The sequence below is a fragment of the Hymenobacter setariae genome (genome assembly GCF_007713685.1).
In the GTDB taxonomy this organism is placed as follows: Bacteria; Bacteroidota; Bacteroidia; order Cytophagales; family Hymenobacteraceae; genus Hymenobacter; species Hymenobacter setariae.
On record NZ_VMRJ01000005.1, the window covers coordinates 285311 to 299686 of the forward strand.

Consider the following 14376-nt stretch of genomic DNA (forward strand, 5'->3'; position numbering starts at 1 on the left):
CAGCCACTTAGTTTTCTACACACAAAAGCGCCCGTTGACTTATCAGCGGGCGCTTTTGTGTGTAGGCAGGTTAGAATTTTCAAACAGGCTTTAGGCGTGGCTGGCTCGTTGGCTGGGGTGCGGGTGGCTTTGGCCGAAGTGTTATACCTAGCGTGACAACCTTTGCTTTCCGCCCGCGCTTTCGCGTGAGGCGCAGGCGAGCAGGCAAGGCTAAGCTGGCCGACCAGTGCGCAGGAGTTGCAAGCTATTGTAAAACTTGGTGGTAATGTTGCGCCAAGATTGTAGACAGAGGCGCAAGGAATAACGACCCCTAGGTAGTGAAACCTGAGGGAAAAAGCGAATAGTAAGTACCGGGGAAGTTATACGACCTTTGCCTTGTCGCTCTTCATTATATCTACCTACCTCGTTCTGTTTGTTGGGGTAGTTTCCTTCTATCTATTCTTTCTCAACCCGACTGCATGACTACTTCCTTGGCTGTCTCACCGGCGGCTACTTCTCCTTACGCCGCCGTATTTATTGATTTTGAGAACGTTTACTACTTTCTTAAAAACCACTACCTCGACCCCCAAGACCCCCACGACTACGCCCTCGACCTAGTGCGCGCTCTGCGCGATACCCTCAAGCGCGAGCAGGGTCTCGACTCGTTAGTACTGTATGCCTACGCCGACTTCGATAAGCTACCTAGCGGCCCTCAGGGCCCGCTGTACCTGATGGGTGTAGACACGCGCAATGTGCTCGGTACCGACCACAAAAACGCCGCCGACATGCAGCTCTGCATCGATGCGCTCGAAGTGCTTTATACCCGGCCCGACATTGGCACCTTTGTGCTAGTGGCCGGCGACCGCGACTACATTCCGGTGCTACAGCATTTGCGCCGCCAGGCCCGGCAGGTGAAAGTAGTGGGCTTCCGCGAGAGCGTATCGGGCGATTTGCTGCTGATGCTAGGCCAGGAGCACTACATCGACGCCCGCCAGCTGCTGCCCGCCGAGCGCCTACAAGCTTTGGAAGACCACCGCGCCGCCCGCCTCAAGCAGGGCAGCGATATCCGGCGCCTGCGTGAGCAAGGCTTGCCGGTGCCGTCGGCTGCCGCTCGCCAGGCCGCCCGAGACGCCGCTACCCAAACTGCCCCGACCGAAGACACGGCTGCGCTGGCCCCTGGCGACGAAGGTGCCAGGCCCTACCCACGCCTGACCGGCGCACCCGAGCAGGTGCAGGAGCCCGCACCCACTTTTGCTCCCATTCAGCGCATTACGCGCTCCGACGAGCGCCGCTGCCTAGAGTTCTTGCTAGAGCAAGGGCAGCGCTACGCAGGCAACCTAGGCACGCCCGAAATCTGGGCCAGCCCCTTTTTGCGCCGCCTCACCGATGTGCTACCCGAGCTACCCGACTGGGAGCGCCGCCAGCTACTGAGCCACCTGCGCGATGCGGGCGCCCTGCGCCTCGAGAAGCGTGAAGGCGAGCCGCACGCCTTTTCGGTCATCATCATCAACTACCAGCACCCCGATGTGCAGGAGCTAAACCCCAGCGAAGAGAAATAAGCAGCTCTTAGATACTAATACCTAACAAGCAATCACTAACGGCTTAACTCAAACAGCGGTAGTGGCCGTAGGCGGGCGTATTGGTTGCCCATTTTGGCCAGCTCGGCCTGGTGTAGGCGCAGGTAGTTATTGTAGGCCTTGGCGGCGGCATCGTAGTGCGCGCGGTAGCTCACCACGTTGGCGTCGGCGAGCATAATATGCTCGACGTAGTCGCGGATGCGGGCTGTGGGGGCATTGCCTTCGGGCGCAGCCAGCAGCACCAATGGCTTTAGCACCGAGTCCTGGGCGGCGTCGTACTGGTCGATGGCCGCTGAGGAGGCCATGCTCAGGCGGTCGTAGCGCTGGGGCTTGAGGCGGCCGGCCTGCGCCGTGAGGGTGCGCACCTGAGCCACATCGAGGCGTGGCTGCTTTTTAAGGTCTTGCAGCAGGCCGCGCACGTCGGCAAGCTTTTGGTCATCGCTGCGCATCATGCGCTGCCAGTTGCTATCGGCCGAGTCGCGCAAGATATCGAACTGCGCCCGCACCTCGGCCGGTGAAGCAGGGTTTACGGCTGCCGCCGTATCGGTGGCGGTTTTGGCGGTGTCGGGCTTGCACATGGGTAGCACCACGAGTGCAACGAAGCTGGCAACTAAAACGGCTTTCATAGCTATTCAAACGAGAAAATCGGCGAAGTAATGCGCCGCGGTGCTGCCAAATTACAACCTAGGGCGGCGGTAGGGCGCCAGCGCGCGAACTTTGTGGCCGCACGCTGCCGGGCAGCCGTTGCCCTAGGTCACCTGCGAACTACCTAGCTCGCGCTACCGTTCTTCTTCTCATGTCCGATTTAACCCCTCTGTCTCAGCTTGGCGAGTTTGGCCTCATCCGCCGCTTGCAGCAAGATATTACCCTCACGCAGCCTTCCACCATTCTTGGCATCGGCGACGACGCGGCCATTCTAGCCCCGCCCGCCGGGCAGGAGGTGGTAGTCACAACCGACCTGCTGGTCGAAGGTGTGCACTTCGACCTTTCGTTTTCTCCTCTGCGGCACCTAGGGTACAAAGCAGTGGCTGTCAACGTCTCCGATGTAGCCGCCATGCTGGCCACGCCCACCCAAATTGTAGTCGGCCTAAGCATGCCCAGCCGCTTCACGGTGGAGGCCGTGGAAGAGCTGTACGCCGGTATGCGCCTGGCCTGCGAGGCCTACGGCGTAGACCTGGTGGGGGGCGACACCACCGGCAGCCGCGGCGGCTTGGTTATCAGCATTACGGCCTTGGGCCAGGTAGAAGCGGGCAAAGCTGTGCGCCGCTCGGGCGGCAAGCCCACCGATATTTTGTGCGTAACTGGCGACCTAGGCGGCGCTTACCTAGGGCTGCAAGTGCTGGAGCGCGAAAAGCAAGCCTTCCTGGCCGACCCCGACACTCAGCCTGAACTCGACAACTACAACTACGTGGTGCAGCGCCAGCTCAAGCCCGAGGCGCGCCTCGACATCGTGCACGAGCTGCGCGAGCTGGGCGTGCAGCCCACGGCCATGCTCGACATCAGCGATGGCTTGGCCTCCGAAGTGCTGCATATGTGCGCTGCCAGCGGCACCGGTGCCCGCGTGTTCAGCGAGTACCTGCCCATGGCTAACCCCAGCCTCGAAGCTGCCGCTGAGTTTAACCTCGACCCGCTCACATGTGCACTCAACGGCGGCGAGGACTACGAGCTGCTCTTCACCATTCCGGTCACCGACCACGCGAAGATTAAAAACCACCCCGATATCACCGTTATCGGTCACCTCACGGAGAAAAACGATGCGGTAAATCTCATCACGAAGGGCGGCCAAGCTGTGCCGCTGCAAGCGCAAGGCTTCAACCATTTCTAGCCCTCCGCTGGTCGATATAAAAAATCGGCTGTCATGCGGAGCTTGCAAAGCACTTTCTCACGCCAGGATTAGTAATTCTAACGTGATAAGATGCCTCGCAAGCTCCGCATGACAGCCGGTTTTTAGCTTAGTTCCTAGTCCTCGGGGTAGGGGATGTACACAAAATTTGTGAACTCTTCATCGACCACGAAGAGGCAGCAAAACTCATCGGGATTTTTCCAGGTGGCGGTAAAATCTTCGATTTTCTCGGGGTCCACGATGCCTTGCTGAGCCAGGATTTCGAGGTAGCTGGCGAAGATGTGCCATTGCAGGCCCTCTATTTCGTCGGCATTAATGAGCAGGCTGCCGAGCTGCACCGCCTGCCGAGCAAAAATGAAAACCGGGTACTGCGAAATCTCGCGCTTGCGAATCTGGTACGAGGCTTCCTTGAGCGTGTCGGACACAGTGGCAAAATCCTTGGTAATCGTCCCTAGGTATTTGCCGTTTAGCTCGGGGTCGTTGAAGTAGTCCATGTGCTAATTAATTGTCTTTTGCCTTTACGTCCCAAATGTTGCGCAGGTCTCTCAAAACCAAGTCTCTGTCATCTTCATCTTCCCATAAGATTCCGGCGTCGCGCAGAACCTTAGCCTCGATAAGCTGCTCTACTACTGCGTCTGTAACATCAGGGTAGTAATTAAATGCGGAAGAGAGGTAGGTCTGGCCGAATAAATGATGCTCGCTTTCATATGCACTAAGAAAGGCGATTCGGTCACCTCGATTATTTAGCAAGTACCAAGTGGTGATGCTAGCAGCTGCCATAGAGCCAGCTATCTCCCGCATTTTAGCAGCAGGAATTTTGCTAAACTGGATGCTCTCCTGTTTATCAAGGTTTACAAGATGAAACGTGTCGCCCATAATAATTGCTGCAGGAAGGAAAACTACTTCAACTCCAGCAGCACCACATTCTCCACGTGGTGGGTGTGCGGGAACATATCCACCGGCTGCACGCGGGTTACTTTGTACACCTCGTCGAGCAGCTCCAGGTCTCGCGCCTGGGTAGCGGGATTGCAGCTGATGTAGACTACCCTAGGGGCGCGCAGCTCCACGAGGCGCTTCACCACGTCTTCGTGCATGCCAGCGCGGGGCGGGTCGGTGATGATGACGTCGGGGTGGCCATGGTGGCTGGTGAAGGCCTCGGTGAGCATGTCCTTCATGTCGCCGGCGAAAAACTCGGTATTGGTCACGCCGTTGATTTCCGAGTTCACGCGGGCGTCGAGCACGGCCTGCTCCACGTATTCCACGCCCACCACGCGCTTGGCCTGACGGGCCACGAAGTTGGCGATGGTGCCCGCGCCGGTGTAGAGGTCGTACACGAGGTCGGTGGGTTTAATTTCGGCAAACTCACGGGCCACTTTGTAGAGGTTGTAGGCGCCGGCCGAGTTGGTTTGATAAAACGACTTGGGGCCGATGCGAAAGCGCAGGCCCTCCATTTCTTCCTCGATGTAGGGCTTGCCTTTGTAGCACACCACTTCGAGGTCGTGGAAGGTCTCGTTGCCCTTGTCGTTGAGCACGTAGTTGAGCGACGTAATCTGCGGAAACTTCTCATACACCGCATCGAGCAGCGGCTCGATGGCTTGGTGCTGGCGGTAGCATTGCAGAATCACCATCGTTTCGCCAGTGCTCTCGGCGGTGCGGATGATGAGGTTGCGCAGCAGCCCGGTTTGCTTGATGATGTTGCCGAAGCGCAGCATGTTCTCCCGCGCATAGTCGCGGATGAAAAGGCGGATTTCGTTGCTCGGCTCGGGCTGCAAGTGGCAGTGCTCGATGTCGATAATCTTGTCGAAGCGGCCCGGCGTGTGAAAGCCCAACACGCGGCGGTCGTACTGCGCGGTTTCGTCTTTAATCTGCTCCTCCGTCAGCCAGCCCATAAAGCTGAAGGTATATTCGAGCTTGTTGCGGTAGTACTTGCGCTCGGGTGAGGCCAAGATGCGGCGCACTTCGGGTATCTCCACTTTGCCAATGCGCTGCAAGGTGTCCTCTACCTGCTGATGCTTGTAGTTGAGCTGCGCGTCGTAGCTGATGTGCTGCCACTTGCAGCCGCCGCAGGTGCCAAAATGCTGGCAAAACGGCGTGGTGCGCAGCTCCGAATACTTGTGGTACTTGGTAGGCGTGGCCTCCATAAAGCGTTTGTGGGCCTTGCTGATGCGCAAGTCTACCACGTCGCCGGGGGCTACCTGGTTTACAAAAACTACTAGGTTATTAATGCGAACCAGACATTTGCCTTCGGCCACCATGTCTTGGATTTCGACATTGAGGAGGGCTTCGGGCGGGATAGAATTGGCGAGCTTGGTGGCTTTGCTAGGCATAACTTTTTGCGGTAAGGGGCGCAAAGTTACGACTTGGCTTCGGCGGCCTGCTGCGTTGCCTAATTCAAATATGGGTCCATGATGCCCTGCGGACTATAGCCTTGAGGCCGCCAGAACTGCGCGGGATTGACGCTACCTGCAAACGAATTGCTGTACACTACTACTTGCTGCGAGCGCGTGCCCCTAGCGCGGCGATGTAGCAGCCGGGCCCGCAGCTGCGTCGGAAACTCGCCCGCATACGCGGGCACCGGTAGTTGCCAATATTGACCGGGAGCCAGAAAAACCCGGTGGTAGCTGTTGCCGCACCAGCTACTGGGCGAATATTCAATATCGCGCCACTGGCCCTGCTTATCCTGAGCCTGTAGCGTGAGAGACAAGCTACTATCCTGCGCGTCAAATACTATGGTGTCTGCGGTTGTATTTGAGATAGTGAGTGCGTAGCCGTGGTAGCGTTTGCCAAAGGTGCCGGGGGTTGCCTGTTGGGCCACTTGCACACCTAGGGCGTGCGCGGTAAAGCGACGGTTGCCAATGGGCCTAGACTGGTTATCTGACTGTCCCCAGCCTCCCGCGCCGGCGTAGCGCCGTAGTGGAGCTGAGGCCACCGGATAAATGCCGCGCCGCATAAAGTCCAGATTAAGGGGAGTGCTGGGCATAGGTTTGGCCCGCCACACGTAGCGACCCTGTGGCGAGAGATATCCTAGGCGGTCGTCTTCCAGCACGGGTAGCAAGCCGTGCTGGTAGCCAGCAGAGCTAATGGCCGAGAAGCGCTCGCGGACTAACAAGCCCGTGCGCCAGTTCCAAAAGCCCATGCGTTGCAGGCTATCAGTGCCATAGAATAGGAGTAAATCGCCGGCTTGCTGAGGAGAGTTGCCAAGCATCGGTTCTTCTAGGTGGCGTACCACCCGGCCAGTGCTGTCTAATGCGGCATATCCCTCATTGTTTGCTAGTTCTACCACTTCGGCGCCGTTTGCAAAAGCGGGAGGCGCATCGTGGCCGCCGGGCCCCAAAAGGAATTGTACCGCTACTGTTGACAAGCGCCTGCCCGCCTTGTCAATCAGGTACCAGTCATCGTCCTTCTCTTGTGCCCAAGCACGGCCATGGTAAAAGTCGGTTAACCGTTGCAAGCGGCGGTTGTGAAATAGCACGCGCCCCTGCTTGTCAATGACTGCTGGGTAGCTATTATCTAGGTTAGCCGCTCCACCATCTTTGCTAATGTGTACGCGCACTACATCATCGGCAAATTCAGCTTCGCTGTAATCGGCAAACTCTTGGTTTCTAGGTAGACGGGTCAGGATTCTGCCAGTCGTGTCGATGATGCACAGGGGCTCAGCATCAGCGCCTGCTTGATAGAGCGAGGCAGTTGCCAGGCCATTGTGGAAAGTTGAAATAGAACTGAATCGATAATAAGGAATAACCAATTTTCCACGACCGTCAAGTACGCCCACAGCTTCGGTGAGTAGTCGTCCTTCCCGGTCGCGTAGCGCCGCTGTGTCTTTTACCACAACCCGGTTGCTGCTTAGCTGCCCGATTTTATTGAATACGTGCGTATTTAGCAGCTTGCCAGTACTAGCTAAAAGCTGGCGATAATGCGAGGGGAGAGAAGCTACCCACAAGCCACCGCCGTCTAAGCCGGGCTGCCACTCCAACTCTTTATAAGCGGCGGCGAGCGGCGCTAGGTGGCCCATCCGGTCGATAAGCTGCGGTGTGCTGTCTTGCTGCACCACCGCCAGCCCGTGGTAAAAGGGCGATGCGTAGCCGTATGACTGAGCAAGCACTAAGTGGCCGGTGCCATCCATAAAGCCATAATGGCCAGCCTCTCGTACCGGCGCTAGCCCCTCAGCAAACTCCTGCACCTGCGCAAACCGGGGCGTTATCACTATCGCGCCCGTCGAGTCGATAAAGCCCCACCGCCCCTGCTCCACCATCGGAAACAACGCGGTCGTACGCCGCGTGTCAGTCGGCGTAGCACACCCTACTAATAGCCATATTAGTAGGAGTAGACTGACAATCCGAATCAACGTGGTGGAAAACGACATGGCGCGCTGTTACTAGCGGCTCGCCAGCTATTAAGACCCAGCCGCCGCCGCATTCTGCGGCCAAAAGTAACTATCAGCCCAAGGCATGCCAAGACGCCCCAAGCCCAACCGCTACCTAGGGGTAATAGCTCGCCCGCGTAGCATAGTCAGCCCTAGGCCATACACCGCGCCCACGCTCAATAGTAGTTGCCCTAGACCGGCCCAGGCCGCGCCCGTATCGGTGGGGCTAGTGAAGGAGTGGGTGGGCAAGCGGGCGTAGTCGGCGTGGGTGAAGGGGATTTTATCGAATAAAAATGGGTAGTACAACGCCCGTAGCGCGTCGTGGTAGCGAGTAGCACTTTGCTGGAAAGCCAGGTGGGCAGGCAGGTCGGTGCCAGCTAAGGCGTTGAAGCTGAGCTGTGCACTGAGCGCCGGCGACAGCCACACCAGCTGCTGAGCCAGAGCGTGGCGCTGGGCCTGGCCAGTGGCATAAGCCCGGGCCAGCGGGGCAGCCGACTGGTCGCCTAGGTACTGAAAGGCGTAGTACCAGCGCCACACAAAGCGCTCGCGGATGGTAGTCGTGTCGCGGTACTGCGGGTAGTGCGCGAAAAACTGGCGCATAGTCTCATCCTTAGGCCGGTCCCAGCCGCTGTGGATGGCCTCGCGTTGCTGGATGGTGAGCGCCAAGCCCTGCGGCACCGGCCGGGCGGCGGCCACGTACACGCTCAAGAGACTGGGCACCAGCACCACCAGCGTGAGCCACGCGCCCAGCAGCGCCACCGCATTAAAAGACGAGCTGCGCTGCCAGGCCGTAACCAGCAGCACCACGCCAAACCAAAATAGGCAGTACAGCCCACCTAAAGCCAGCCACAAGCCTACACGGCCATCGAGTGGCACCCGCGCCCAGTACAGCCCTAGGGCCGATAGCAGCGCCCCCAGCCCCAGCACTACCGCCAGCCGAAACGCTAGCTTGGCTATCACAAGCTGCGTGGCACTCACCGGCTGGGCCAGCAGTAGCGGCAAAATGCCCTGCTCGCGCTCGCTTGATAGTAGGTTGAACCCTAGGGCGATAATCAGCAGCGGAAACAGATATACCAGCACAAAGGCCAGGTCAAAATTGCCGCTGAGCGCCTTGGCCGGGTTCACGTTTTCGGAGGCGTAGAGCTGGCCTTGCAGGCCCAGCAGGCGCAGCTTGAGGTAGTAGGGGTTGACATCGCGCTGGCCCAGCGCGAGGCCGGCCCAAGCCGTGGGGTGGTGCAGGGCGTAGTTCTGGTGGTAGTAGCCGATATCACCGGCATCGGCGGGGCCAGGAAACTTGGTTTGCAGCTCGGCTACTTGGTGGCGCCCTAGGTCGGGTAATTCGGCCAGATGCTGGCGCTGGCGGGCTACCTCGGCCGTACCATAGTAGATGCCGTAGAGACCCGCCGCCAGCAGTAGGCCCGTAAGCAACAATAAGCCCCGCGCGGCTTTGAAATGCAGGTATTCGTAGTAAAAAAGCAGGCGGAAAAGGCGCATAATGTAGACAAAACGGTGCTGGCTAGTCTATGTGAATAGGTCTTCCGAGCAAAGAATAATGAATCCCGTCATGCAGCGCGCAGCGAAGCATCTTACTTGCTTCGTTGCTTACGCCAAGAATTACTGCGCCACGCGAGATGCTTCGCTGCGCGCTGCACGACGGTGTTAAATGCAGGGGCTGGGAAAGTGACTAGCCTGTAGTGCTGCGGTCCACCAGCCGCATGCCTAGCCAGCTTAGACCTAGGGCCCACGCCAGTAGTGCCAGCGCGGGCAAGGCCAACTGCGGTAGCGCCCAGCCCAGCGGCGGGGCTTGATAAGTGAAAACCGGGATGGCTCGCCAAGTGCTCGCGTCGAGGCGACGCTCTTTGTCGCCGTAGCCCATGCTAGCTTGCAGACCATTGAGGTGCTGTACGAGTTGGTAGCGGTAGGCCTCGGCCGCCTGCTGAAAGTGCACATAGTGCGCAAAATCAGACCCGGCCAGCCCCATCGACAGTGGCCGAATAGCTTGGTAGGGATTGAGCAGACTGGCCCAAGTGGACAGGGCATTTTGGCGCTCGTAGGTACGGGTGAGGTCGGCAAAGTGCTGCTGATACACCCGGCTCGAATAGGCCTCGCCTTCGGCCATAGTCACGCCGGCCACACTTACGGGCAGGTCTTTTTCTTCGGTAACGCCATATTTTTTGAGTAGGCCTGCCTTGAGGGCTGCAGCCCGCCTATCCTGTGGGTCGTGGCCGTTGATGCCATGCTGGGCTTCTTCGTGCACGGCGGCATCGAGCTGCGCCTTGGTGATGGCCGGGAAGAGACCCGCGCCTAGGTTGGCAGTAGCCTTAGGTAAAATAAGGCAACCCAGCATCCAGCAGCCCAGCAGCGTGACCAGCGCCGCCCGCGACTGGCTGGCCCGCGCCGACACTACTACCGCACCTACTATAATGACGAAGAAATACACCGCGTAGCCCAGCCCAAATAGAGCCAGCCGCGCCCAGCGGTCGGGGCTGCTGGCTGTGGCTTCGCCACTAAGTAGCAGGATGCTGGCTAACCCTAGGGCGGGCGCTACCACCAGGACGGCGGCCCAGCTGTAGCCCGCTATCTTGCCCCAAGCCACTTGCCGCAGTGTTACGCCCTGGCTGAGCAGCAGGCGTAGCGTGCCCGCCTCGCGCTCCTCCGTGAAAGCCCCGAAGCACAAGAAGATGAGCAGTAGCGGCACTAGCGTTTGCAGCACGAAAGCCACCGTGAGCTCGCCAAAGCGGATGAGCGAGCCGGCCTGTTGGGCGGGGCTGAAATTGACGCTGTTTTGCTGATGCGCCTCTAGGTACACCACCGCGCCGGTGAAGGAATCAAGGCCATTATCCAGAAAGCTGAGCGCGGCGCGGGGCCGAAACGCGAACGTGCCGTAGTGCGCCACCCGGTACGGGTGCCGGCCCGGCTGGTGGTGAAACTGCTCATTCACGGTCTCTTGGGCCACGGCGCGCTCGGCCTGCAACGCGACGTAACCGCGCCGGCCCACCAATGTAGCGGCCAGCAGTAGGGCCAGCACCAGTAGGCTCAGCACCAAGAAACGGCGGTCGCGTAGGGTGCTGAGAAATTCTTTATGAGCAATGCTTCTGACCATGAGCTTACTGCATGTGCGTGAGGTAAAGCTGCTCTAGCTCGTTGGCATTGAGGGCGGCGGTAGGGCGCACATCTACCAGCTCGCCCTCGCGCATGATGCCCACGCGCGTGCCCACTTCCTTGGCCCGGAAAATGTCGTGGGTGGCCATGAACACGGCCGTGCCTTGGCCACTGAGTAGGCGCAGCAGCTCCGAAAATTCGTTTGAGGCCTTGGGGTCGAGGCCCGAGGTGGGCTCGTCGAGCAGCAGCACCTGCGCCCGCTTGGCCACGGCGCTGGCAATACCCACCTTCTGGCGCATCCCCTTGGAGTAGGTGCTCACCCGGCGCTGGGCCGCCTCGGGCGGCAGCCCAGCCTGGGTGAGGTAGTCGCGCAGCTCGCTTTCGCGGTACTTGAAGCCCGCTAGGCCGCTGAGCAGGGCCAGGTTTTCGAGCCCCGTGAGGTGGGGATAGAGCAGTACGTTTTCGGGAATATAGGCCAGCAGCTTCTTGATTTCGAGTGGGTGGCGGGCCACTTCCAAGCCGCCTAGGTAGGCCGCGCCCGCCGTGGGCGCGATGAAGCCCAGGAACAAGTTTATGGTTGTGGACTTGCCCGCGCCGTTTTGGCCCAGCAGACAAAATACCTCGCCGGGAGATAGCTGAAGGTTGAGGTTTTTGAGGGCTAGCTTATCGGGGTACTGCTTGCGCAGGTCCTTGGCTTCGAGAATGTAAGACATAATCGTAGGTAGTAAAAGCAGGCGGATAACCCCACCCCCGTCCCCTCCCCTCCGGGAGAGGGGAGCCTGACGTTCGCCAACGTCTGCTAATAGTTGGCTCCCCTCTCCCGGAGGGGAGGGGACGGGGGTAGGGTTTTCGTTAAAAAGAGTACCCCAGCGTGACCATGTAATTGCGGGGGGCGCCGGGGCTGGCGCGGAAATAGTCGTAGCCGCCCACGAAGTAGTACTTGTCGAACAGGTTGTTCAGGTTGACGTGGAAGTTGAAGTGGTTGACGGTGTAGAACAGTGCCACGTCGGCCACTGCGTAGCCGGGCCAGTAAGCCCATTGGTCGGGGCCACCGTCGAGGGGCGTTACCTGGTTTTCGAAGCGGCGGCGGGCTACGAAGTTGCCGCCTACAGCTAGGCCTAGGCCGCGCAGCGTGGGCGTGAGAAAGGTGTATTTGGCCCACAAGCCGCCCGAGTTTTGGGGGGCGTTGGCGAGGGGCTGGCCTTTTTCGGCGGCTAGGTCGGCCTCGACTACCTCGGTGTGGTTGAAGGCATAGTTAGCGTTCAGGCTGAAGTTGGGCAGGATGTTACCCGTCAATTCGACTTCCACGCCGCGCGAGCGGGCTTGGTTTTGGCGGTAGATGGCGGCCCCAGCGGCTGTGAGCGAGCCAGTGTTTACGAGCTGGTTGTGGCGCTCAATCTGGTAGGCGGCCACGGTGGCAAACAGGGCGCGGTCGAAAAACTCACCTTTCAGGCCGGTTTCAAGCTGGTAGCTGGTTTCGGGACTGAACGGTTCGCTGCGCCCATAGCGCTCGGGAAAGCGGATAAGCTCGGGCCGCAGCGGGCGGAAGCCCGCGCTATAGCTGGCGAAGTAATTCAGGTTTTCGCGCAGCGCATACGTGAGGCCCGCCCTAGGTAAGAACTTGGTTTGCGGAATGTTGGTAGAGCCGTCACCGTAGTCGCGTTCGTCGGCAAACAGCTCGTAGCGTGCCCCCAGCAGTACCCCTAGGCGGGGCGTTACCTCTACTTGGTCTTGCACATAGAGGCCCGTGGTGTGGTAAATCGAGTTGATGTAGTCGGTGAAAAACGCGGGCGTCGGCCGGCGGACGTAGGTGCTCGGGTCGCGGATTTCGTAACTTGGGCTGTTGAGGTCAAATTGCAGCGGCGCCACGCGCTGGCTCACTACCCCATTGGCCACGCTGGTTACTACGCGTTGCCGGGCCTCAAACATGGCGCTTTCGCGGTCGGTATTGAAGCGGATATAATCGGCCCCGATAACCACTTTATGGACCACCGAGCCAGTAGTGCGATTGGCTACAAAGTAAGCCGACAAGTTCTTGGTGTACTCCTCAGCGCGGCGGTCGAAGTAGCGCAGGTTCATGATGGAATTGCGCGGCTTGGTCGGGTCCGAGTTGTCGTAGCTGTTGAGCGTGCGGTGCTCGCTTAGGTTCTCGTTGTACGTGAAGTCTAGGTAAGAGGCATTGAACGACAGCCAGTTGTTGAACTTGTGATTCAGCGACGCATTGAGGTAGTAGGTGGTCGTGCGGAAATAGTCGCTGGGCTGGCTCAGGGTGAAGGAGCGCGAGACAGCGAAAAGGTCGTTGCTCTTGATGGGTAGGCCGCGGTCTAGAAACCCGTCGCTGTGCGTGTACACTAGCTCGGCGTTGAGGGTGGTTTTGTCGGTCACCAAAAACGTGACGGTGGGGGCCAGCATCAGCGTGCGCGTGTCGTTCACGTCGCGGAAGGTGTTGCTTTTCTCGTAGCCCGCATTCACGCGGTAGAGCACGTTTTGCTTGTCGGTGAGCGGGCCGGTGAAGTCGGCTGTGGCGCGCATGGTATTGAAGCTGCCGGTCGAAAACGTCATGGCTTTGCGCTCGGTGGCCAGCGGCTTTTTGGTCACCATGTTGATGGTGCCGCCGGGGTTGATGTCGCCAAATAGCGCCGCGCCCGGCCCTTTTAGCACCTCCACGCGCTCTAGGTTCACCGTGAGTGGCGCCTGCGTAAAGGCGTTGCCGTAGCTAAAACCCGACCGCAGGCCATTGAGCAGCCGGAAGCCGCTTTCATAGCCATTGCGAAAGCCACGAATGGTAAAGTCATCGTAGTGAGAATATTGCGCCACGCCGGCCACGTTCTTCACTACGTCGGTGAGGCGGTAGGCTTGGCGGTCATCCATCAGCTCCTTGGTTACGGTCGAGATGGACTGCGGCACGTCGATAAGGTCGGTCGAGGTGCGCGTGCCGACTAGGCTGTAATCGCTTTTGTAGGTCGTTTCCTGGCGGCCTAGCACCTCCACTTCCTGGATGGCGTTGGAGCTGGTTGTCAGCTTAAAATCGGCGATGGCGCTGGGGGAGTCGGCGCTCAGCAGCACCGTGCGGCGCGCCTCTTGGTGCCCTAGGCTGCGGGTGATGAGCGTGTACGAGCCCAGCGGCAGCTTATCCAGCGTGAAACGGCCCTGCGCATCGGTCAAGGTCGCAAATTGGCCGGTTTGTTCCACTACCGAAATACCTTCCAACGCCTGTCCGCTTGGCCCGGCTACGTGGCCGGTAATGACCCCTAGGGTCTGGGCCGAGGCTGTAATGGTGAGTAGCAACAGTAAGCTCCAGATGCTCAGAACACGTGTCAGCTGCAAATTGGCCAGCCTACTTGCGCAACATAGTTTATAAGAAATAGATGAGTTATCAGTGTAAGCAATGGCCTTCATTCAAAATCACAAAGTGCTATTTTGACCTTTGTGAAGAACAAATGTAGTTTATGCATCGTCTTATTTGAAACTATGTTGCATAAAATAATAATCGCTAATTCTTCCTGTATGCT

11 protein-coding genes are annotated in these 14376 nt (G+C 59.0%); 2 read left to right on the forward strand and 9 right to left on the reverse strand.

The annotated features are described in order from the left end of the window. The first annotated feature begins 458 nt into the window (after positions 1-458). Positions 459-1538 (forward strand): NYN domain-containing protein, encoded by a 1080-nt coding sequence (locus FNT36_RS19815; RefSeq protein WP_144851310.1) that lies wholly within the window; start codon positions 459-461, stop codon positions 1536-1538. Positions 1539-1573: 35 nt separating this feature from the next. On the opposite strand, the gene FNT36_RS19820 is transcribed toward FNT36_RS19815, so the two are convergent. Beyond that, positions 1574-2182 (reverse strand): hypothetical protein, encoded by a 609-nt coding sequence (locus tag FNT36_RS19820; RefSeq protein WP_144851312.1) that lies wholly within the window; start codon positions 2180-2182, stop codon positions 1574-1576. 170 nt (positions 2183-2352) lie between these two features. On the opposite strand from FNT36_RS19820, the gene thiL reads away from it, so the two are divergent. Continuing rightward, positions 2353-3381, forward strand: a complete 1029-nt coding sequence (thiL, locus tag FNT36_RS19825; protein ID WP_144851314.1) for a thiamine-phosphate kinase — start codon at positions 2353-2355, stop codon at positions 3379-3381. Between the two features lie 134 nt (positions 3382-3515). Here the strand turns inward: thiL and FNT36_RS19830 are convergent, their stop codons facing one another. The 8 genes from FNT36_RS19830 to FNT36_RS19865 form a co-directional block, all read right to left on the reverse strand. Continuing rightward, entirely contained in the window at positions 3516-3893 is a 378-nt protein-coding gene (locus FNT36_RS19830) for a hypothetical protein (protein WP_144851316.1), read from the reverse strand. Positions 3894-3900: 7 nt separating this feature from the next. Then, positions 3901-4275, reverse strand: a complete 375-nt coding sequence (locus FNT36_RS19835) for a hypothetical protein (RefSeq protein ID WP_144851318.1) — start codon at positions 4273-4275, stop codon at positions 3901-3903. 23 nt (positions 4276-4298) lie between these two features. Further along, positions 4299-5726, reverse strand: a complete 1428-nt coding sequence (gene rlmD / locus FNT36_RS19840; protein ID WP_144851320.1) for a 23S rRNA (uracil(1939)-C(5))-methyltransferase RlmD — start codon at positions 5724-5726, stop codon at positions 4299-4301. Between the two features lie 59 nt (positions 5727-5785). After that, on the reverse strand, positions 5786-7762 hold the full coding sequence (locus tag FNT36_RS19845) for a WG repeat-containing protein (protein ID WP_144851322.1): 1977 nt from the start codon (positions 7760-7762) through the stop codon (positions 5786-5788). A gap of 111 nt (positions 7763-7873) precedes the next feature. Then, the gene (locus FNT36_RS19850) at positions 7874-9256 is read right to left on the reverse strand and encodes an ABC transporter permease (RefSeq protein ID WP_144851324.1); all 1383 of its coding nucleotides are present in this window, start codon (positions 9254-9256) and stop codon (positions 7874-7876) included. A 190-nt stretch (positions 9257-9446) separates the two neighbouring features. Then, on the reverse strand, positions 9447-10865 hold the full coding sequence (locus FNT36_RS19855) for an ABC transporter permease (RefSeq protein WP_144851326.1): 1419 nt from the start codon (positions 10863-10865) through the stop codon (positions 9447-9449). A 4-nt stretch (positions 10866-10869) separates the two neighbouring features. Then, positions 10870-11577, reverse strand: a complete 708-nt coding sequence (locus FNT36_RS19860) for an ABC transporter ATP-binding protein (protein WP_317129620.1) — start codon at positions 11575-11577, stop codon at positions 10870-10872. A gap of 139 nt (positions 11578-11716) precedes the next feature. Beyond that, on the reverse strand, positions 11717-14152 hold the full coding sequence (locus FNT36_RS19865) for a TonB-dependent receptor (RefSeq protein WP_233636093.1): 2436 nt from the start codon (positions 14150-14152) through the stop codon (positions 11717-11719). Positions 14153-14376: the final 224 nt, after the last annotated feature.